The organism is Agarilytica rhodophyticola (genome assembly GCF_002157225.2).
Classification (GTDB): domain Bacteria; phylum Pseudomonadota; class Gammaproteobacteria; order Pseudomonadales; family Cellvibrionaceae; genus Agarilytica; species Agarilytica rhodophyticola.
The window spans coordinates 5,648,840-5,670,512 of sequence record NZ_CP020038.1 but is presented as its reverse complement, the minus strand read 5'-3'; the positions used below and the strand labels follow the sequence as shown (position 1 = coordinate 5,670,512).

At 41.2% G+C, this 21,673-nt stretch carries 17 protein-coding genes; 8 read left to right on the top strand and 9 right to left on the bottom strand.

The window, feature by feature from the left end; genetic code table 11:
- Nucleotides 1–25 precede the first annotated feature (25 nt).
- A complete protein-coding gene (locus tag BVC89_RS23535; RefSeq protein WP_086933554.1) occupies nucleotides 26–1,153 on the top strand; it encodes a CvpA family protein in 1,128 nt (375 codons plus the stop codon).
- A gap of 13 nt (nucleotides 1,154–1,166) precedes the next feature.
- A complete protein-coding gene (locus BVC89_RS23530) occupies nucleotides 1,167–1,718 on the top strand; it encodes an NUDIX domain-containing protein (protein WP_086933553.1) in 552 nt (183 codons plus the stop codon).
- Here the strand turns inward: BVC89_RS23530 and BVC89_RS23525 are convergent.
- Both BVC89_RS23525 and BVC89_RS23520 read right to left on the bottom strand, forming a co-directional pair.
- A complete protein-coding gene (locus BVC89_RS23525) occupies nucleotides 1,698–2,369 on the bottom strand; it encodes a ChrR family anti-sigma-E factor (RefSeq protein ID WP_086933552.1) in 672 nt (223 codons plus the stop codon). The genes BVC89_RS23530 and BVC89_RS23525 overlap by 21 nt on opposite strands.
- A gap of 6 nt (nucleotides 2,370–2,375) precedes the next feature.
- On the bottom strand, nucleotides 2,376–2,996 hold the full coding sequence (locus BVC89_RS23520; protein ID WP_086933551.1) for a sigma-70 family RNA polymerase sigma factor: 621 nt from the start codon (nucleotides 2,994–2,996) through the stop codon (nucleotides 2,376–2,378).
- Nucleotides 2,997–3,178: 182 nt separating this feature from the next.
- Between BVC89_RS23520 and BVC89_RS23515 the strand changes: the two genes are divergently transcribed.
- From BVC89_RS23515 to BVC89_RS23495, 5 genes are all read left to right on the top strand, one after another.
- Nucleotides 3,179–3,601, top strand: a complete 423-nt coding sequence (locus tag BVC89_RS23515; RefSeq protein ID WP_086933550.1) for a nuclear transport factor 2 family protein — start codon at nucleotides 3,179–3,181, stop codon at nucleotides 3,599–3,601.
- 135 nt (nucleotides 3,602–3,736) lie between these two features.
- A complete protein-coding gene (locus BVC89_RS23510; RefSeq protein WP_158658092.1) occupies nucleotides 3,737–4,501 on the top strand; it encodes an SDR family NAD(P)-dependent oxidoreductase in 765 nt (254 codons plus the stop codon).
- Nucleotides 4,498–5,766 carry an NAD(P)/FAD-dependent oxidoreductase gene (locus BVC89_RS23505; protein WP_086933548.1) on the top strand — a complete coding sequence of 423 codons (1,269 nt, stop codon included), beginning with the start codon at nucleotides 4,498–4,500 and terminating at the stop codon, nucleotides 5,764–5,766. Before BVC89_RS23510 ends, BVC89_RS23505 begins: the two co-directional genes overlap by 4 nt.
- Before the next feature lie 2 nt (nucleotides 5,767–5,768).
- On the top strand, nucleotides 5,769–6,551 hold the full coding sequence (locus BVC89_RS23500) for a DUF1365 domain-containing protein (RefSeq protein ID WP_086933547.1): 783 nt from the start codon (nucleotides 5,769–5,771) through the stop codon (nucleotides 6,549–6,551).
- A complete protein-coding gene (locus BVC89_RS23495) occupies nucleotides 6,548–7,828 on the top strand; it encodes an SAM-dependent methyltransferase (RefSeq protein WP_086933546.1) in 1,281 nt (426 codons plus the stop codon). Before BVC89_RS23500 ends, BVC89_RS23495 begins: the two co-directional genes overlap by 4 nt.
- On the opposite strand, the gene BVC89_RS23490 is transcribed toward BVC89_RS23495, so the two are convergent.
- The gene (locus BVC89_RS23490; RefSeq protein WP_086933545.1) at nucleotides 7,825–8,043 is read right to left on the bottom strand and encodes a helix-turn-helix domain-containing protein; all 219 of its coding nucleotides are present in this window, start codon (nucleotides 8,041–8,043) and stop codon (nucleotides 7,825–7,827) included. The two genes, BVC89_RS23495 and BVC89_RS23490, sit on opposite strands and share 4 nt — an antisense overlap.
- On the bottom strand, nucleotides 8,043–8,573 hold the full coding sequence (locus BVC89_RS23485; protein WP_086933544.1) for a hypothetical protein: 531 nt from the start codon (nucleotides 8,571–8,573) through the stop codon (nucleotides 8,043–8,045). The genes BVC89_RS23490 and BVC89_RS23485 overlap by 1 nt, the downstream gene beginning before the upstream one ends.
- A gap of 155 nt (nucleotides 8,574–8,728) precedes the next feature.
- On the opposite strand from BVC89_RS23485, the gene BVC89_RS23480 reads away from it, so the two are divergent.
- A complete protein-coding gene (locus BVC89_RS23480; RefSeq protein WP_086933543.1) occupies nucleotides 8,729–10,780 on the top strand; it encodes a S9 family peptidase in 2,052 nt (683 codons plus the stop codon).
- A 105-nt stretch (nucleotides 10,781–10,885) separates the two neighbouring features.
- Here BVC89_RS23480 and BVC89_RS23475 read toward each other — a convergent pair whose 3' ends face one another.
- From BVC89_RS23475 to BVC89_RS23450, 5 genes are all read right to left on the bottom strand, one after another.
- Nucleotides 10,886–11,470 carry a hypothetical protein gene (locus BVC89_RS23475; protein ID WP_086933542.1) on the bottom strand — a complete coding sequence of 195 codons (585 nt, stop codon included), beginning with the start codon at nucleotides 11,468–11,470 and terminating at the stop codon, nucleotides 10,886–10,888.
- 2,048 nt (nucleotides 11,471–13,518) lie between these two features.
- Nucleotides 13,519–16,356 carry a pullulanase-type alpha-1,6-glucosidase gene (gene pulA / locus BVC89_RS23465; RefSeq protein WP_086933540.1) on the bottom strand — a complete coding sequence of 946 codons (2,838 nt, stop codon included), beginning with the start codon at nucleotides 16,354–16,356 and terminating at the stop codon, nucleotides 13,519–13,521.
- 279 nt (nucleotides 16,357–16,635) lie between these two features.
- Nucleotides 16,636–17,118, bottom strand: a complete 483-nt coding sequence (locus BVC89_RS23460) for a nucleotidyltransferase-like protein (protein WP_086933539.1) — start codon at nucleotides 17,116–17,118, stop codon at nucleotides 16,636–16,638.
- Between the two features lie 86 nt (nucleotides 17,119–17,204).
- Nucleotides 17,205–18,563 carry a ribonucleotide-diphosphate reductase subunit beta gene (locus tag BVC89_RS23455; protein WP_086933538.1) on the bottom strand — a complete coding sequence of 453 codons (1,359 nt, stop codon included), beginning with the start codon at nucleotides 18,561–18,563 and terminating at the stop codon, nucleotides 17,205–17,207.
- 126 nt (nucleotides 18,564–18,689) lie between these two features.
- Nucleotides 18,690–21,575, bottom strand: a complete 2,886-nt coding sequence (locus BVC89_RS23450) for a ribonucleoside-diphosphate reductase subunit alpha (protein ID WP_086934725.1) — start codon at nucleotides 21,573–21,575, stop codon at nucleotides 18,690–18,692.
- Nucleotides 21,576–21,673 lie beyond the last annotated feature (98 nt).

Below are 21,673 nucleotides of genomic sequence, written 5' to 3'. Positions count from 1 at the left end.
GGGCAATTTCAATGGTGGAGTTTGAATGTTTTCTTCAACACATTTAATCATCTTAGCTGGATGTGTTTTTATCTTTGCTTTACGCGCTTATAACAAAGGGATTTGGCTCAGTATTATTGGGTTTGTAGGCTTTGTTTGTGCCTATATTGCCAGTGCTATTGCGACCGCACCTTTGGTTGAGTTAACCAAAGATAAAGGGCTGGAAGGTATCATTGCTATGCTGGTTACCTTAATCGCACTTTTTTTCACCGTCTCAGCGTTGATCTCCTATGTTGCCATCTTAATTTTTCCATCTTTGAAAAAAGCGACCTCTAAACAGCGTCTTCTTGGGGCAGTGCTTGGGGCCACCACAGGTGCCATTATTGCCGTTGGATTAATATGGCTTATTAGTGTTTTATCGGCATTTTCCTCTAGTGACAAGACAAAATATGCCGAGTCTGACCCTCTGGGCAAGTTTTCCTCTATGTTTGTTGCCGAGCTTGTGCGTGCAGGTATGAATTTTAGTAGTGATGATGAATTTAGAACCAATATCGTTGCCACCGCAATTAGTGAACCACAGGAGTTTTCTGCTGCGATTAAAGAAGTTTCTAGTACGCAAGAATTAAAGAGTTTTTGGCGTGACCAAGGCACACAACAACTGATGATGCACAATAACATCGATGAGCTCATTGATAACCCAAATTTTCTTGCCTTGGTGGAGCAGCCGGCAATGAAACGAATATTGGAAAAAAGTTTGCCTAAAGATGCGGCTCCAAGAGACAACCATCGTTATGTGGCTTCGCAAATGAGCTTTGTTTGGCGGCGAATGGACACCTTGCGTTCGGACGAAAGGGTGATTGAGATATTGAATGATGCTGAAGTAATGGCGTTGGTAGAAAAACAAAATACCGTAGCGCTGCTTGCCAATAAAAAAGTGCAAACCCTTATTACTATTGTCATGGAAGAGGGTGGCCCTAGTTCGCCTGATGGTGCTAACTCTGCGCATACAGTTGCTAGTGAACCTATTGAGCCCGTGCCCTTGGGACAAAGTGTTTTAGAGCATAAAACGAAAGTCATTTATAAATGGCAGGATGAAAAGGGCAATACTCGCTACACAGATTGGTCGAATACTCCTCAAGATAAGCGTGAGACTGCGCAAAAAGTTGTTCAATAAAGACAGAGTTGTTATGAAAAAAAAGATTGCAGGCTGGTGTCAATTAAAACAAGAAGTGGTTTACGAAAATCCTTGGATTCGTGTGACTCATGAGGATGTAACACGTCCTAATGGCAGCGAAGGTATATACGGCGTTGTACACTTTAAAAATCAAGCGGTGGGTATTGTTGCTATTGATGATGAAGACAATACTTGGTTAGTAAGACAGAGCCGCTATGCGCTTAATCAATACACTTGGGAAATTCCCGAGGGCGGCTCGCCTATAGGGGAAGATCCGCTTAGCTCTGCCAAGCGAGAGCTTAATGAAGAGGTTGGTTTGGTGGCCGATAACTGGCAACCCCTTATGACATTGCACACTTCGAACTCCGTGACCGACGAAGTAGGTTTTATTTTTGTTGCAAGAGGCTTGTCAGCAGGCCAGCAAGCATTAGAAGAAAGCGAAGACATTGAAGTCAGAAAACTACCATTAAAAGAAGCCATTGAAATGGCGATGAATGGAGAAATTACCGACGCAATGTCAATTGCTGCCTTATTAAAGCTGGCTTTATCTAGGGTTGATTCGTAAGAACGGATTGATAATTTTACCTGCAAAGCCAGTCACTTTTACCGGAGCTTCCACGACAGAAAGACAGAGGCAATCTTGGTCTTGTGTCGCCATCGGTCGGTGGATCTCACCGGGCTCTTTGACAATGTAATCGCCGGGCATGTAGCTACCATTTTCATCAGAGAAACTGCCCTCTAAAACTAATGTAACTTCAAGTCCTCTGTGATCATGTTCCACAACTTTTCCGCCTCGTTTGATCTTGTGAAAGCACACCTCATATTTTCCCTGGCCTGTATCAAGCCGGGCGGATTTTAAAGATGACGATACAAATGACCACTTGAGAGTTTTGTCTTTAGGTATCAATTTTTGCACTATTTCGGGCAAGTCTTTGGTTCGTTGATCCTGCTTAGCTTGACGCTGTATCGGCTGACAATCCTGTGTTTGAGAAGAGTTTTTAATCCTCTGCATGAGGCTGTCAAAACTTGAGTTACACACCTGAGCGGGCTTAGTTTGCTCTATCAAAGCGCCACCAATAGCGTTGAGCTCACTGACTTTGTGCGCGCAGTGAGGACAAAATTGCAGGTGTGCAGAAACACAGATGCTCAGAGCCCAATCCAGGTTGCCGGCAGAGAATTCGATCAGTGTGTTTTCTGATGGGTGAAAATTCGCCACTTTAAGTTACCTCGATAATACTTGTGGGTGAGCTTGCAATTTCTTGAGCCCTAAGCGAACTCTGGACTTGACGGTACCTAATGGTAACTTGAGTTCGTCTGCAATCTCAGTATGAGATTTCCCTTCCATATACACCTTTCTAATACAGGAGCGTTGTTCTTTCGGAAGGGACTCCAAAAAACTTACAATTTCTTGTTGCTGGCGATTCTGTTGTAAATAGATGAACGGTTGGTTGTCAGCTGCTTCGTCCCATATATCGTCCGTCTCAAGGGGTTGGCTGAGCAGCTGATGCTTTGAATTCTTACGTAAGTAATCAATTCTAGCATTGCGCGTTATGGTAAATATCCAAGTGCTGGCGGAGGCCTTGGATGAGTCAAAGTTGGCTGATTTTTGCCACACCTTAAACATCACCTCTTGAACCAGCTCATCTGCGGCTTCTGACGACAAGTATGTAATGTTACTTTGGCAAAAACCTTTGATCAGGGGTGCAAAATGCTGGAAAAGCTCTGCGAAAGCATGCTCATCGTGGTGTTGGGCAATGCGAGTAAGTAGGGTAGACCAACTATCCTCACGGGCTTTTTGTGTATCCATGCGCTTCTGCTGACTTTGCTCTTTTTGTACAGCCATAAGGACAAATACCGTGTAAAAGTGTGTGTTAACAGCAACTTTTACGTATTGTCTTGACCATTGGATGACTATTCTCTCATCTTCGTTTAGTGCTAGAGCCTATTAATAAGTGTTAACAGGTCTTAACTGATCTTAGCGCTTGTGAAGCACGTAATAAAGACAAACATCGTATTGTGAGCCCTATGTCCCGTTCATTTGAAAGATTTATTAACTTCTACTCAGAATTTACACCAGAATCATTGCATTTACTGCCTGATATCTATGCACAAGATGTGGTGTTTAAGGATCCTGTACATGAAGTTAATGGTGTTGCTCAATTAAGTGCTTACTTTGCGAGTTCGATGCAGAATTTAGATTATTGCCGCTTTGAGTTTACGGAGCATTTTGCTGGAAATAACTCCGGCTACGCCGAATGGAAAATGCACTACCAGCATCCCCGGATCAACTCAGGAAAGCCTCTGTGTTTGAAAGGTGTAACGGTAGTCGCCATGGATGACAAAATAGTCTCTCATCGAGACTATTACGATATGGGTGAGCTACTTTACGAGCACATCCCTCTGTTGGGGGCCGTGGTTAAGAAACTCAAACATAGGGTCTCTTCTTAGCTGGCTAATTGAAACTGCACATTCGATAAAGGCAAATTCCCACGCTCCGAGATAATGCTCTTGGGTGGTGAGTACTAGCAAACTAGAAAACGTAAAATTAGGAATGAATTAGTAAACGTCATGAGCCTATCCTATGTGAGTAACAAGACAATATGGATCACCGGAGCCAGTAGTGGTATCGGCTTTGATCTCGCTAAGTTATTAGCTAAACATCGAAATTACCTTTACATCAGTGCCCGCTCAGAAGATAAGCTGCTAGCGTTGAAAGCGCAGTTTCCGGACAATATTTTTGTGTTACCTATCGATGTAGGGGATAGCGCGAGTCTTGCAAAGGCAGAAGAAGTTTTGCACCAACAAACGGATCAGTTGGATATGCTGATTTCATGCGTAGGTACATGTGAGTACGATGATGTTCCAGCACTACAAGCAGAACAGTACGAACGTTTGACGCGAGTTAACTACCTTGGAACTGTAGAAACAGTTCGTATTGCTCTACCATTACTGCGCAAATCAGCCAGTCATCCTCATATCGTTGCAATCAGCAGTTTGGCTGCGCTTGTGCCTTTTCCCAGGGCCGCCGCCTACGGTGCGTCAAAAGCTGCATTGGAATATTTCCTACAATCACTGAAAGTTGATATCGCTTCAGATAATATATCTATTTCCATTGTACGACCCGGTTTTGTGGATACACCGCTGACGCAGCAGAATGACTTTGATATGCCCTTTTTAATGCCAAGTGATCTTGCTGCTAAACATATCGTAAAGGCGATAACCAAACGAAAAATGTTTATCGACTTTCCTAAACAAATGTCTATCCCTCTTAAAATTATGCGCTTTTTACCTTCATTTTTTTGGATGAAAATATGTGCTCCAAGATTTAGGAAACCTGAAGTTTTATGACAAAGAAAATAGCAATTATAGGCTCAGGGATTTCCGGCTTAACAGCTGCATATTTACTCAATAAAAACCACGACATTACATTATTTGAAAAAGAAAAACGCCTCGGTGGTCATACTGCTACCATCGATATAGAGCACAATAACCGTAGCTATGCAATCGACACAGGCTTTATTGTATTTAACGATTGGACTTACCCTAACTTTATTGAGTTATTGTCGCAAATAGGTGTCGCATCGCAGCCTACGTCAATGGGGTTTGCTGTCAGTTGTGATGCGACAGGTCTTGAGTATTCGGGTGAAAATTTAAATACAATTTTTGCTCAGCGTAAAAACATGCTCTCGCCTAAATTTTATACAATGTTGCGAGATATCATTCGTTTCAATCGCGAAGCTCGTAATGATTTACAGCGTCAGTCAATCTCAGCTGATATGTCGCTGGGAGAATATTTAGAGGCTAATAACTATTCCGATAGTTTCTCTCGTTTTTACCTAGTGCCTATGGGCGCGGCAATATGGTCGGCTTCACTGGCTAAAATGAAAGAGTTTCCCGTTCACTTTTTTGTCCAGTTTTTTCATAACCATGGTTTGCTAAATATTTTTGACCGTCCGCAATGGCATGTAATTAAAGGTGGTTCAAAGGAATACATCACCCCGTTAACTAAATCATTTGCCGATAAAATATTCTGTGATGCTGAGATTAAAACAGTAGAACGTAGTAATGATGGTGTTATTCTCCACTTTAACAATGGCGAAGCCTTGAGTTTTGATGATGTGGTTTTTGCCACACATTCCGATCAAGCTTTAGATCTACTACAATCGCCAAGTGATGCCGAGCGCGATATCCTGGAACAAATTCCCTATTGCGAAAATAGTGTCGTATTACACACCGATACCCATTTATTACCAAAAATTAAGAAAACATGGTCGAGCTGGAATTACCGTTTGCAAGCCGACAATGATTTAAGTATGAATGCTTTACCTGTTGTCACTTACAATATGAATATTTTACAAGGCATCTCATCTGAAGATACTTTTTGTGTGACGTTAAATGCCGATGAGCTTATCGACGAAAGTAAAATTCTTGGTCGCTTTCGTTATGCCCACCCACAATTTTCTGTGGCTGGTATTGAGGCGCAAAAACGTTGGCAAGAAATTAACGGTGTCAATCATACATGGTTTTGTGGTGCCTATTGGGCAAATGGTTTTCATGAAGATGGTGTTGTTAGTGCATTGCGAGTTGCCAAATGTTTTGGTGAGACTTTATAAAAATGAAAAGTGCAATATACACAGGTAATGTTAGACATCGTCGTTTTTCGCCTAAATGCCACGAATTTAATTACAACGTGTTTATGCTTTATGTCAGCCTAGATGAGTTAGATGATGTGTTGAAGTTGTCGCCTCTGTGGTCTAAAAGTGCATTTGGTGTTGCGCGATTTAAGCGTGAAGACTTTCATGGTGACCCTAAACGCGACTTAAGCGATTGTGTTAAGCAAACTGTTGCTGACAAGCTTGGCCGCGAGGTTACAGGCGATGTGCGTGTACTGGCTAATTTTCGTTATTTCAATTTTAATATGAATCCACTAACAACGTATTATTGCTTCGATGAAAGCGGCGAGAATTTGCAAGCGATACTAGCTGAAGTGAATAATACGCCATGGAACGAGCGCCACGCCTATGTTTTGGATATGAGCTGGGAAAATAGGCGGCAACGTGTATTTTTTGACAAAGTATTTACTGTTTCGCCCTTTAACCCCCTTGACATGCATTATCAATGGAAGTCGACAACTCCTGATCAATTATTGCACTTGCATATTGATACGGTTCAGAATAATCAACGTATCACAGATGCGACCTTACGTCTTAAGCGGGAGCCAATAACAAAGGCCAGTTTAAACCTTATACTATTGCGCTATCCCCTTATGACTTTAAAAGTTTTTACAGCAATATACTGGCAAGCATTTTGTCTATTTATTAAAGGTGTTCCTTTTTTAGGAAAAAATGCAATGTCTGGAATACATAAAAAAGAACAAACTGGAACGAGAGAACTATGAGATCTATTTTAGCAGAGACAAAAAAAACGGGAATAGGCCATGCCTCTCAACTTATTGCTGGCATTGCACGCAAGCTATTGTTCAATCAACTTGCCGGTATCAAAGAAGGTTGTTTGACCATAGAAGAAAATGGTGAAATTAAAACCTTTGGCAATAAAGCTCATAATTCTCAATTAATTGCTCATATCTCTGTGAAAGACATTGCTGCCTATCCTCAGGTTTTATTTGGTGGGGCTACTGGCGCCGGTGAAGCTTATATGCAGGGAAGCTGGACATCATCGGATCTGGTTATGGTTGTTCGCGTGATTGTTGCTAACCAGAGAACACTTGATAATTTAGACTTTGGATGGAATTGGTTTAATCGTTTATTAGACAGTCTTTCTGGCTATCTTAAGTTAAACACTAAAAATGGTTCTAAGAAGAATATTTCTGCCCACTACGATTTAAGTAACGACTTTTTTAAATTATTTTTAGACAAGAGCATGATGTACTCTGCGGCACTTTTTCCTGATAAGAGCCTTAGCCTGGAAGAAGCATCCTTTATTAAGCTCGATCATATCTGTCGTCGTTTGAACTTAAAACCAAGTGATCACCTTTTAGAAATTGGCACAGGCTGGGGTGGTATGGCTATTCATGCTGCTAAATATTATGGTTGCAAGGTGACTACAACCACTATCTCGCAAGAACAGTATTCTCTAGCAAAGACCCGTGTTGAGGAAGAAGGTCTGGAAGATAAAATATATGTTTTGAAAGAGGACTATCGCGATCTTGAGGGGCAGTACGACAAGATAGTGTCTATCGAAATGATAGAAGCTGTGGGTCACCAGTATTATAATGAATACTTTAGCCGCTGTTCAAACCTGCTTAAGGACAATGGTTTAATGCTTATTCAGGCTATTACCACTCAGGATCAACGTTATGAAAGGGAAAAAGATAAAGTAGATTTTATCAGACGCTATATTTTTCCTGGCGGGTGCTTGCCTTCGAACGAAATTTTATTGCGCACTTTAGCCAAAGTGACAGATATGCACCTTGTCTGTCTGGATGATATGACGTTGGATTACGCTCAAACACTATCTCATTGGAAAAGACGTTTCTTTAATAAAATTGATGAGGTTAAACGTCTAGGATTTGATGACGTATTCATTCGTATGTGGGATTTTTATTTATCCTACTGTGAAGGTGGATTTAGTGAACGTGTTATTGGAACATCGCAATTTTTGTTCGCTAAACCTAAATGCCGAGAGTTACCTAAAGTTGGTGAAGACCGACATTAAAGCTCCTTGTTTTCCCCTCTAAACTCTAGTAAGTCGCCCGGCTGGCAGTCTAGGTGTAGACATATGGCATTTAAGGTTTCAAACCTAATGCCTTTTACTTTACCTTGCTTAAGCAGGGAAAGGTTGGCTGGAGTAATACCTACTGCTTTGGCAAGTTCTTTTGAGCTGACCTTGCGCTTAGCCAGCATGACGTCGAGATTGACAATGATCGTCATTATACAAACTCTTTATTCTCTTGCTGGATATCACATGCCAGCTTTAAGCTATAGGCAATGATTAAAAATATAGGAGGGTAGAGTAAGTCTATCGGTTTAATGGCGAAAGCTAGAACAAAGTTATCTTGCAGAGTCATATACCAAAGGGCCAAGGGAATGGGAATCAATAGTCCTAAAAAAAGATACAGTACATTTAGCCACGCTAGCCATAGGTAACAGTGCACAGTGCTGCTATCCAGTAGTCTACCTCTTTCGTAACAAGTAAACAAACGCGTAAACCACCACATCAACCACAATCGCATTAAGAGAAAAGGCATTGTTAATATTCCAATCAGCCATAAATCTCCTTGTTCAATATAGTGGTCTACCAGTGCATTCCACACGGGATTATCTAGATTGACGAGTAAATAGTCATTAGTAATGAGCAATACAATGTGTAAGGCCGGGATTACAGCCATAAAAATAAGTATCGCATATCTTGCTAACCGAGAAACTATCTGAATATGCGATAGAGATAATTGCCAAGACATAGAAAGCCCTAATGTATATGTAAAATTATCTTACCACAGTCATTTAATAGTGTAAAACAAAAATAAATTTTTGTTTTGTTTGTATTAATTATTGTAAAACAATAATTTTAAAGATAAGGTAGGTATCGTCATATAACAAACCGAAGAAGAGCATCATGTCCCATCTTATCTATCGAAAGATTGTTTTCTTTACATTATTTGTTTGCTGCCTTGTCAGTGCCTGTTCAAATTTCGAGGGGAGAAAGCCCAAAGCGCTGCCTTCTCTCGTTGCGACTCCTCTGCTGGACGCTGCTCTGTTCTTTGATGAAAGTACAGTTTCCCGCCCTCAACTATCGCCCAATGCCAAAACAGTTGCATTTATCAAAACCGTTAATGATGTGCCCAATATTTTTATTCAGAGCCTTGAAGACGGGGCTAGGCCTTATCAGTTAACTAGGTCTAGTGTGCCTATACGGAATTTTATTTGGTCGACAGACAATCAAGATATTTTGTATATAAAAGATAATAACGGTGACGAAAACTATGGTCTTTTTAAAATCTCGATTGCTAATTCGAAAGAGGGTAAAGCTGAGGAAATAACTCTGGTTAACCTTGCTGATGCTAGAGTCTCGATTTCAGACACTATAGAAAATGATCCCGATAGTATCATGATTACACTCAATGATAGAGATTCACGATTTTTTGATCTGTACCGTCTAAATATTCGTTCAGGGAAACGAGAGAGGGTATTTGAAAATAATGAAGGCTTTACTCGTTTTTTAACTGATAAAAATGGAGCTTTACGTATTGCTCAACGTCAAGCTGATGTTGGTGGTCAAGTCATTTATGGTTTTGACGGGTCGTCTAGTAAAAGTAAAGAACTAATACGCACTGTGCAAAATGAGTTGATGTCAGTAGTTACTCTAAGCAAAAATGGAGATGATCTTTATTTTGCCAGTAATAGCGGTAATACAGATAAAACTCAGCTACGTTCGTTGAATCTTTCTACCGGAGAGCAGAAGTTAATAGATAGTGATCCCTTAGATAAGTCGGATATTTATCAAACTTTATTTTCTCCTGCTGGGGATCTATTACTGACCAGTTACTACGACGCGTATCAACGGGTTTATATTAAAAAAGAAAGCTTCAAATCTACCTTTAATGCAATAAAACAACAACTTGAAGGTTTACAAATTACAATTATTGAGATGAGCAAAGATGAGAATACTATTTTATTAAAAGCCGGCAGTGGCAATACACCTACAGGTTTCTATATTTATAGAGCCGATCAGAAAAAACTCACGTTGTTTTATCAAAATAGTCCTACTCTAAACCCTAAACTATTAGCTCATCATTCTTCTATAGAATATAGCGCTCGTGATGGTGAAATTATTCAAGCGTATTTAACTTTGCCTAATGGAAAAGAAAAAAAACATTTGCCCCTAGTTGTAATCCCTCATGGTGGGCCATGGGTGAGGGATTATGCTATGTTTGATGATGGCTTTTTTAATCGTATGGCACAGTTTTTAGCAAATCGTGGTTATGCGGTTTTACAGCCTAATTATCGAAGCTCTAGTGGCTTTGGAAAACGGTTTTTCAATTTAGGGCACCGAACGTGGGGGCGAGGTGCCATGCAACATGACATTACTGATGGGGTTAAACATCTAATTGATTTAGGTATCGTAGATAAAGCGCGTGTTGGTATTTTTGGAGGGTCTTACGGTGGTTATGCGGCATTAGCTGGTGCTACTTTTACTCCTGACGTGTATTCAGCGGTGATATCTTTTGTTGGGCCTTCAAGTTTAGTTACACTAGTCGAATCGTTCCCTGATTATTGGCGTCCGTTGCTTAAAGGCACCTGGTTTTCCTGGGTTGGTGACCCGCAGAATAAAGAAGATTTGTTGGAATTAAAGCGTCGATCTCCATTAAATTATGTGGATTCCATTAAGGCACCTGTTTTGTTAATTCAAGGTGCAAATGATGTTCGAGTAAAGCAAGCTGAATCGGAGCAGATAGCCCGAGCAATGTATGAAAAGGGTTTGCCCGTAGAATATATTTTAGCAAAAGATGAAGGGCATGGCTTTGGAAAGAAAAATAATAAGCTTGCCGCTGCTATTGCTGTAGAGTATTTTCTAGCTGAACACTTGGGAGGTAATAAGAAAGCTATAACTGATTCAACTATAGTTGCGCATTTAGAAAAGCTTAAACAGGATGTCAGTGAACTATAAAAACGATAGTTTACTCTTATATAATTCGTGTGACCCATTAGGTCTGAACTAATATAGTTCAGACTATGACGTCACACAGAATTATTTATAAAGTATGGTGGATTATTAAAAACCTATCCAATAAGCCCATGGGCCACGACTCTTGGAAATCTTAAACTCCATACCTTTACACGTTTCTGCAAGTTCGCTGTTAACTTCTGCGATGCTAGTTTTTTTTATGGTGTTGTCTTCCCAGAAACTTATCACTTCGTCTTTATTACCTGTTGCTAAAGCTACATGGTCTAGACCAAATGATATCTTATCATCACTTCCATTGTCGCCAAGTTTGAAAATTGTTTTTGCGAGAATAGATGTTTCGGCGACCACCGACTTCCAAAACACTAAATCACCTTTATCTAGTTTAACACTACTTGTGTAATTTTTAAGTTGGTAGCCTTTAAGCCAATAACCCATATCATTGTACATTTTGGTTACATACTTCTTGGTCAGTGCATTAGCACTTAACGCTGCCATCAGTGGCATCTCAAAGCAATTTACTGACCAGGCTTCACTGGGAATTATTGGTGATGTTAAATTATTAGCGCTAAGTTTTTTGTACAATGTTGATTTGTCGGGATCGAAGGACACCCACTTCATTTTTTTTCCTACCCAGCTTGTTGCTTCTTTGACGATTGCATCTTCGTAAGCCATAACCTTATTTCCTTAACTTATATTTTTATTGAAAATAATATGGATAAAATAAACTCTCTATTTACGAATAAATAGAGACTCTCTAGCTTTTAGTGTAGTGTTTACGAGTAGTGTTGTGCTTATGAGTATTTTGCAGTGGGTGGAGAAGTGTATTGATAGATATTAGGTCATCCTTGACCAACAGCCTTCTACTTCCTTGAAGCTACATGAGTTGTTAGACATTTTCCCGATCGCTCCTGCTACCCTGTTCTCATCCGTGAGGCCGTACATCTATCGCCCTATTACTATCTGCTTTTTGCTTTAAATATATAGTGACTTCCGCTGTTTGTGTCCAATTTCTATTCCTATACTTAATTCCCTTTAAACTTCCATTTAGTTGCCGCTTTGCCCAATTATACTTCCTGTTCGCATCAATCCGTGCCAACGGTTCAATTACAATATCCTTTTCCTTTTATTCCATTAAGGTGTAGCTCCCTGCTACAACATTTTGAAGTGTTTTTGTTATCTTCCTTGAGCGTTATCGTTGTTGTTATGCTCTGAATACTTACAAGTTATCTTTGTGTTTATGCATTTATAGATTTTCTTCCATGAGGCAAATCTTTATTCCTTTTGCCTTCATTCATATTCCTAATTTTCTTTGGAGATATTATTTAATTTAGCTTTTCGACTATCTTTTGCAAAGATCATCCTGATCCAAATGGCCTGAGTACTTCCTATTCATACTCTCAATACTTACTAGTCTTTCCTTTAACTCTCAGCTTGCAACCTTGCGTTTTCCCATATCCCTTCGATTACTTTCCGTTGTAATCACCATCCTGGTATCCAATATCCTAGTACATCCGTTTGCTCACGATCCTAGTTGAGCGCTTTCCTTTGATCCTTTTCCTTACCGATATTCGCAATCCTGCGTTTTCCCATATCCCTTCGATTACTTTCCGTTGTAATCACCATCCTGGTATCCAATATCCTAGTATATCCGTTTGCCCACGATCCTAGCTGAGTGCTTTCCTTTGATCCTTTTCCCTATCGATATTCGCAATCCTGCGTTTTCCCATATCCCTTCGATTACTTTCCGTTGTAATCACCATCCTGGTATCCAATATCCTAGTATATCCGTTTGCCCACGATCCTAGCTGAGTGCTTTCCTTTGATCCTTTTCCCTATCGATATTCGCAATCCTGCGTTTTCCCATATCCCTTCGATTACTTTCCGTTGTAATCACCATCCTGGTATCCAATATCCTAGTACATCCGTTTGCTCACTGTCCTAGTTGAGTGCTTTCCTTTGATCCTTTTCCTTACCGATATTCGCAATCCTGCGTTTTCCCATATCCCTTCGATTACTTTCCGTTGTAATCACCATCCTGGTATCCAATATCCTAGTATATCCGTTTGCCCACGATCCTAGCTGAGTGCTTTCCTTTGATCCTTTTCCCTATCGATATTCGCAATCCTGCGTTTTCCCATATCCCTTCGATTACTTTCCGTTGTAATCACTATCCTGGTATCCAATATCCTAGTACATCCGTTTGCTCACGATCCTAGTTGAGCGCTTTCCTTTGATCCTTTTCCCTATCGATATTCGCAATCCCGCGTTTTCCCATTTCCCTTCGATTACTTTCCGTTGTAATCACCATCCTGGTATCCAATATCTTAGTACATCCGTTTGCCCACGATCCTAGTTGAGCGCTTTCCTTTGATCCTTTTCCCTATCGATATTTGCAATCCTGCGTTTTCCCATATCCCTTCGATTACTCTCCTCTGTAATCACCATCCTTGGTATCCGATATCTTTTTACTTCCTTGAAAACTCTGTTCCTGGTGAGTTTTAATCCGTCTCAGCATTTCCTTAGCTGTTGAAGTCATTATGCTGATTTTCCCTGTGGAGAAATAGTCGTATATTGCTTGGATGCTTGTAGGAAATTGACCATAGTGGGTGCTTGAAAAAACAGCATATATAAGATCAGGGCCTATTAATACCTGTCTGGTCACTCTCTATTAGTGTTATAAGGCCCTAGTGCAGACTTACAATACGCTAAATTAACTCTTTCTACTCAGCTTGCACAAAAACAACGGCACTTAGGCCAGGAACAGTAAAACCATTGGTCGAGACTTTCGCTATTGTGCGGACTTTAGTATCTGCACCTTTTGCTTGTACAGGGTGCAAAGAGAAGACTTCAGCGTTATTGTAAGAAAAAGTCTGGGTATTTATATTATTATTAAAAATAATAAATATCTTTTGATAGTTGCTATCTATATTGTCCGTAAACCCTACGTCGCTAATTTCCATTGCAATTAAGCCCAATTGTTGATCTTTACCTGTATTGTGGAAACGTAAGCGCTGAATAATTTCCTTTTCTGAGGTTAGTCGTAAAAGGGGAGATTGGGAACGTATTTGTAGCCATTCCATAAAGATGCTTGCTGCAAAGCGGATGTGCTGAGGTTTTACCTGGTCTCTGCCCTGGTTTCTTTCCAATAATTCCAGAATAAGCGGCCAGTTTTTCTGGTCTTTCGCTGCCGGTGGGAGGCCTACATTATAGTTGTTGCTTTTCATGCTAAAGTCTAGGCGATTAAACCAGTCGTTATAATCATAACTATCGCGCAAAAAACTTTTTGAGCGAAGTAGCTCAGAACCCATGTGAATAAAAGGTATGCCTTGCGATAATAAAGGATAGGCCAGGGCCAGGTTTTGCATGCGAACTCTATCTTCTGTACTGGTATTATAGGGGATGCGGTATTGGTTATTGTCCCATAGGGTTTGGTTATCGTGTTTGGAGACATAGCTGATGGTATCTGCTGGATCTGAGGCATAGCCCGTTACTGAGTCTCCATAGGGAATATCTTTGCCGCTAACTTGTTCATTGTTGCTATTTTTGATGGGAAAGTTTGCAAGGTTGCCGGCCAAACCGATACGTACTTGATCCATGGATAGCAGCAAGTGTGATGGGTCTTGGGTAGGGGGTTGAAGATCATTAGGTAGAACAAATAGACCATTACTAATGCCTTGCCCTTGGCGAATTGCTGAGCCCTCGTGAAAGGGGGCGCCACCGCGAATAGCATCGCGACTGCGATCTGAAAATGTGCCTATTTGTGTACCTGCTAGTTCGTATTGTGTTGCCTGTACGAAAAGTGCATTGTCTTTTACTTCACCGAAGTTCCAGCCTTCTCCGTAGAAATAGTTATCAGGGTCTAATGCTTTTACACGCTGGTAAGCGGCAAGCATCAGTGCTTTTGGTTGGTGTCCCATCAAATCGAAGCGAAAGCCATCAATTTTGTAGTCTCTTGCCCAAACGGCAAGGGAGTCCATCATGAGCTTGCCCATCATAGTATTTTCTGTTGCCGTATTGTCACAACACGTTGACTGTTCAATCTTACCCGTGGATGTGTTCAAACGGTGATAATAATTGGGAACAATTTTATCGAGTACAGATTGTTTTTCTAAGTGTGCAGCATAGGTGTGGTTGTATACCACATCCATAATCACTCGAAAGCCCATGGTATGAATGGACTTGATCATTTCTCGAAACTCAACAATTCGGCTAAACCCTTCTGGTGCTCGTGCGTAGCTGCCTTCAGGTACTGTGTAGTGATATGGGTCATAGCCCCAATTATAGGGATCTAGTGCGCGCAAGGACTCGATGGTTTTTTGGGCGTAGTCGCTTTGAGTTGGATAGCTCTGTAAAAGCTGTTGTAGAGTCCAGTTTGGTTTATAGTCGCTCTGACAAATAGCATTATCAGGTGCTAAGCGGCATACTTTTTCTAAACTATCATGTGGATAAATAGTTTGCTTAGGGTCTTCGTTGATACTTGCTATATCGAAGGTAGGTAATAAGTGTAAGTGAGTGAGTCCTGCTTTTTGTAGTCGCTTTAGGTGTTTTATCCCATCACTATTCTTTTCACTAAAGGCACCATACTTGCCGCGGACTTGGGAGTTAGAGATAGATGAATCAGAAGCACTAAAATCACGAATGTGCATCTCATAAAAAATACTATCTTCGTAATTAGCAATTGTGGGTATCGTATGATTATCCCAATCTGTTGGTTTAGTGGCGGGGTGGTTGAGATCGACAACTTGCGAATAAATACTGTTCGTTGACAAACTCAGTGAGTATGGGTCTGTTGTTATGACACTTTCTATCGCCTGTGTTGTAGGATGGTAGACAGTGACTTTGTATTGGTAGTAGGCATTTTGCAGCTTAATATTACCTAGTGCTCGCCATGTTCCACTAATGGTATCTTCTTGCATATTTATTGAGGATGGTGATAGAGGCTTTTTATCCTTATCGAATAGTAGAACTTGAACCTCTCTTGCTGTTGGTGCCCACAGTTTAAACTGTACTTGGTTATTTGAGATAGTCGCTCCGTAATCTGAGATCTCATCGGCATCATTATCACCCAAGGTATAAAGTACATCGATCAGCTTGCCGTATTGGACTTGCGATGCGCTAACAATTTTTTCACTGTCATCGAATTGAATAATAACTAACTGCCCTTTAAGTAAAGCTTTCAAAGCAGTACTGTTAATAGACCTTTTGGGTTTTACGACGGTATAGCCTACGGCAAAAGAACTACTCATCTCGGTTGAGGAGGGATCAAACACCTCCTCTAAATCAAGGTATGGGCTGTTGTTGAGGGCTATTTCCTTTTCGCCTATCTCAATTTCTCCATTTAACGAGTAATGTAAGCGGACTGTTCTAGCATCAGGGAATTTCTTTACCATCAAGGTATTAGGACTGAGCCAATGTGCAGAATAATCTGTCACTACCCTTGCTACTATGGGGGGCAAGCTTGCTTTAGCTTTTGGTGGCGTATTTTGTTCTACTGCCGTGTCACGGCTACATGCACTTAGTAAAAATATAACGATAAGGATAAAAAACGAACTTTGCACTTGAAATCTCTTCTTTTAAAGACTCGGTCTGTTAACAGACTTCAATCGAAAATGTTAATCGAGTTAGTTGTTGTCTGGCTAATAGTTCTTAGCGCTTGAAAACAGTCTTGAACTCTCGCTTAGCAGCCTTGAGCTCCCGTTAACAACCCTGACCACCACTAATAGCTCTGAGCACATATACTAGCCCCTATTATAATTGGCTCAAGGTTATCACTGTGTGAATGAGAAATCTGTTATGTGTTTCTTCAGTGATTTCTTTCTATAAAAATAGTGTCTGAATTATTGTTCGTTCGAACTCTGATTTTTTAGGAACACCAGCAGCGCTGTTGCGAAAACTTTCGTATCTTCCAGAGAAAAATTCTCGCTGTTGGGGAATAGGGGAGTGATACCATCAAGCTCTACAAAACTTGTTTCCATGTGATTATGTTTTGTTGCGCATTGAATAATATGACAGAGAGTCCAGGATACAATAGTGCGCCAATCATTATTAGGTTGTATGCAAAAATGGCTATGGATGAGACATTTTAACAACCAGGAGCTTGGAATTTTTATGTGAGTTTGTTGACGGCGTATATCTTTTGATAAGTGAAAAAAAATTCGAGAGGCTTTCTTTAGTTCTCTGTTGTAGTACTGGCTTTGAATAACTTTTTCGAGTGGCGTTGTGCAATGGGGATAACTCTCGAATGTCTGTAGAACATTTGCTGAGATCTGCTGTGATACGATGTTGCGATGACATTCTTGATTAACAGATGTAATAACCACTGCATCCACCTACTTTGTTGGGGAAGTTTTTAATGACGTGTGTTAATGAGAGCGTCCTTGCTCTCTACCAATCAATTATTTAAAACTTACCAGCTTAGAGCACCACCTGTTTGATATTCGATAACACGAGTTTCAAAGAAGTTTTTCTCTTTGCGTAAGTCCATAATTTCACTCATCCATGGGAATGGGTTTTGTGCACCAGGGTAAGCTTCTGCTAAACCTAGCTGTGCCAAACGGCGGTTGGCAATAAAGTGCAAGTACTCTTCCATAATGGCGGCATTCATGCCTAGCACGCCTCTTGGCATACTATCGCGGGCATATTCAATCTCTAACTCAGTGCCTTCTAGTATCATCTGTGTGACTTCATCTTGGAAAGCTTCAGACCAGAGTTCAGGGTTTTCTAATTTAATTTGATTGATGACATCAATGCCGAAATTTAAGTGCATAGATTCATCCCTAAGGATGTATTGGAATTGTTCGGCAACTCCAGTCATTTTGTTGCGGCGTCCCATAGATAAAATCTGCGTAAAACCACAGTAGAAGAATATTCCTTCAGTGACTGCGTAAAAGCCAATAAGGTTGCGCAAGAGTTCTTGATCGGCTTCATGGGTACCTGTCGTAAAGTCAGGACTGCTGATGCCATGTGTATGGGCGATACTCCATGCTGCTTTCTTTGCTACCGATGGTACTTCTCGATACATATTAAAAACTTCAGACTCGTCCATACCAAGGGACTCGACACAATACTGATAAGCATGAGTATGAATTGCCTCTTCAAAGGCTTGGCGCAACAAGTATTGGCGTGCTTCTGGGTTGGTGATGTGGCGATAAATTGCCAGTACCAAATTATTGGCTACCAAAGAATCTGCAGTTGAGAAATAACCTAGCGAACGCATAACAATACGGCGTTCATCTTCTGTTAAACCTTCTGGATTTTTCCATGTAGCAATATCTGCATTCATGTTAACTTCTTGTGGCATCCAGTGATTAGCACAGCCATCTAGATATTTTTGCCAAGCCCAGTCGTATTTAAACGGCACTAATTGGTTTAAATCCGCGCGGCAGTTGATCATGCGCTTATCATCTACTTCAACGCGCTCAGCACCCATTTCTAATTCTTCAAGGCCAGGTGCAGGATCAAGTTTGGCCACTGCATTTTTTGCACGCGTTACGGCATCTGTAGCGGCGTTAGGCTCTTCGCTTGCTTGTGGCTGTTCAGTAGCCTGTTCTGAAGCTTCCACAGCTTTTGTTGCTGTCGGCTGTTGAGTTTCTGTTGCCGCTTGTTCTTGTCTAACTTCTTCTACGTCTTTACTTTTTGTTTCTGGATTTTTTACTTCTGTGTTGGCTTCATGCTTTTTCAAAGTGTCCAGCGCCTGCTGATTGACAGCAACATCTTGTGGCTTTTCACTGGTGGCTTCATCGTTGTAGTCGTCCCAACTTAGCATATTTAGATTTCCTAATTTTGTTAAGAATGTCGTTTATATCTTTTATAATAAATCTGTCAGGCGGGCCTATTCCCGCCTGACAGATTCTCCCCCTCATCCAATAACACGCGTTATTTTTCGTCGTGTTTATTGGCAAGCTTCACAATCGGGATCATCGAGAGAGCAGGCTTTTGGCACTTCTGCAGGTCCTGCCGATAACGCTGGTGCTGCTTTGGCAGAAACTGCATTTAGCTCTCCTGTATCAATAGTGGATTTCTCAGTTGTGGTAGCCGCTAAAGCGCGCAGGTAGTAGGTGGTTTTCAAACCGCGATACCATGCCATACGATAGGTAATATCAAGTTTCTTGCCATTAGCGCCAGAAACGTAAAGATTTAGACTTTGTGCTTGGTCAATCCACTTTTGGCGTCGACTTGCGGCATCAACAATCCAGCGCGGTTCCACTTCGAACGCTGTAGCATATAAAGCCTTAAGCTCAGCGGGTATACGATCAATTTTTTGTAGTGAGCCCTCGTAGTACTTTAAGTCGTTGACCATGACGCTATCCCAAAGGCCTCGCTCTTTAAGGTCACGTACTAAATAGGGGTTAACAACAGTAAACTCACCAGAGAGATTCGACTTGACGTATAAGTTTTGATAAGTGGGCTCGATTGATTGAGAAACACCCGTAATGTTAGCAATGGTTGCTGTAGGTGCAATTGCCATAACATTGGAGTTGCGCATACCTTGGCTTTGTACCTGCTTGCGCAAGGCGTCCCAATTTTGAGTGGATGACTTATCCACTTCAATAAAGTTTTTGCCTCGGTGTTCTTCGAGAATTGCGATTGAATCTATTGGCAGTACTCCTTTACTCCAAAGGGAGCCTTCGAAAGTTGAGTAACTGCCTCTTTCCACTGCGAGGTCGCTAGAGGCTTTAATCGCATAGTAACTGACTAGCTCCATAGATCGATCAGCGAACTCTACGGCTTCTTCGCTACTGTATGCGGTATTCATTTTATATAAGGCATCTTGGAAGCCCATGATACCCAAACCAATAGGGCGGTGGCGCATGTTTGAGGTGCGCGCTGTTTTTACTGAGTAGTAATTGATGTCGATAACATTATCGAGCATCCGTATTGCAGTTTTTACAGTTTCTGCCAGTTTGGCCTCGTCGATTTTTCCATCGACAATATGCTGTGCCAAATTAATGGAGCCTAGATTACATACGGCAATTTCGTCATTGGCACTTGTGTTTAAGGTAATTTCTGTGCACAGGTTTGAGGAGTGAACAACACCCGCATGTTGCTGTGGACTGCGCAGATTACATACGTCTTTAAATGTAATCCATGGATGGCCTGTTTCAAATAACATACCTAGCATTTTGCGCCACAGTTCTACCGCGCGCACGGTTTTACTTAGCTTTATTTCGCCGGTTTGTGCTTTTCTCTCGTATGCTTCGTATTTCTCTTGGAATTCTTTTCCGTATAAATCGTGAAGATCTGGTACATCATTGGGCGAGAATAATGTCCATTCTTTATCCTCGAAAACACGTTTCATAAATAAATCAGGCACCCAATTAGCGGTGTTCATATCGTGTGTTCGTCGACGGTCGTCACCGGTGTTTTTGCGTAGCTCAACAAATTCTTCAATATCTAAATGCCAAGTTTCAAGGTAAGCACAGACTGCCCCCTTACGCTTACCTCCCTGGTTGACGGCAACGGCTGTATCATTTGCTACTTTCAAAAATGGTACAACACCTTGAGATTTGCCGTTGGTGCCTTTTATATAAGCACCAAGTGATCGTACTGGCGTCCAGTCGTTGCCAAGCCCGCCCGCCCACTTAGATAGCATAGCGTTATCTTGCATAGCACCGTATATGCCATGTAAATCATCTGGAACTGTAGTGAGGTAGCACGAGGAAAGTTGTGGTCTTAAAGTGCCAGAATTAAATAGTGTTGGTGTTGAACTCATATAATCGAAAGATGAGAGCAAACGATAAAACTCTATAGCACGTTCGTTCTTTTGTGCTTCATTTAATGCCAGTCCCATAGCGACGCGCATAAAGAATATCTGTGGTAATTCTATTCGCACCTGATTGCTGTGTAGGAAGTAACGATCGTAAAGGGTTTGCAGGCTTAAATAGGTAAACTGCAGGTCTCGCTCAGGCAGTAAGGCTTGTCCTAAGCGTTCGATATCAAAGTCTAGTAAGTCTTCAGAGATTAAATCTAACTCGACGCCTTTTTGAATGTAAGTATTAAAGGCTTGAGGGTAAAACTCTGTCATTTGTGACTGGGTAGCAGATTCACTAATTTTTAAGAAGCTTAAGGCTTCACTGCGAAGTTTATCGAGTAAAAGCCGAGCAGTTGCATAAGTGTAATTAGGCTCTTGCTCAACTAGTGTACGCGCAGACATAACAAGTGAAGTATTTACATCTTCAAGAGATACGCCATCGTAGAGGTTGCGCAAGGCTTCTTTTAATACTGTCTCGCCTTCAACTTCATTAAGACCAGAACAAGCCTCTTCTACAATGATCTTAATGCGTTGAACATCAAGGGGCTGTAACTCGCCGTTAGGCATTTTTACTGAAATATTGGGTACATCGACATTAAGCTTTGAAATCGTCGCTTCTTGCTCGCGCAGTTTGGTGCGCTCAGCACGGTAAATAACGTAAGAACGAGCGACTTTATGCTCACCTGTACGCATCAGTGTTAACTCAACCTGATCTTGTATTTCTTCTATATGAATCGTGCCGCCAGAAGGCATTCTGCGTTTAAATGTTGCAGTGATTTGAGAACTAAGGTTTTCTACTAATTCATGAATTCGGCTCGAAGCAGCGGCAGTACCACCTTCAACAGCAAGGAAAGCCTTGGTCATAGCAATGTTTATTTTATCGTCATCATAAGGCACGACTTTGCCGTTGCGCTTAATTACTCTAAGTTGTCCTGGTGCCGTTGCAGCGAGAGAAGCTGTGTTGACATCAGAAGAGGGGGTATTGGCTGAGAGAGTCCCTGATTGTTCGATTTCACTTGTTTGCATTATGTCTGTGCTCATGATTCTCGGGTTATGTTGTAAGTCCTGGGTATAGCAAGTATTAAAAAACACCCATGAGTAAGTGGGCGTAGCAGTTACAGATT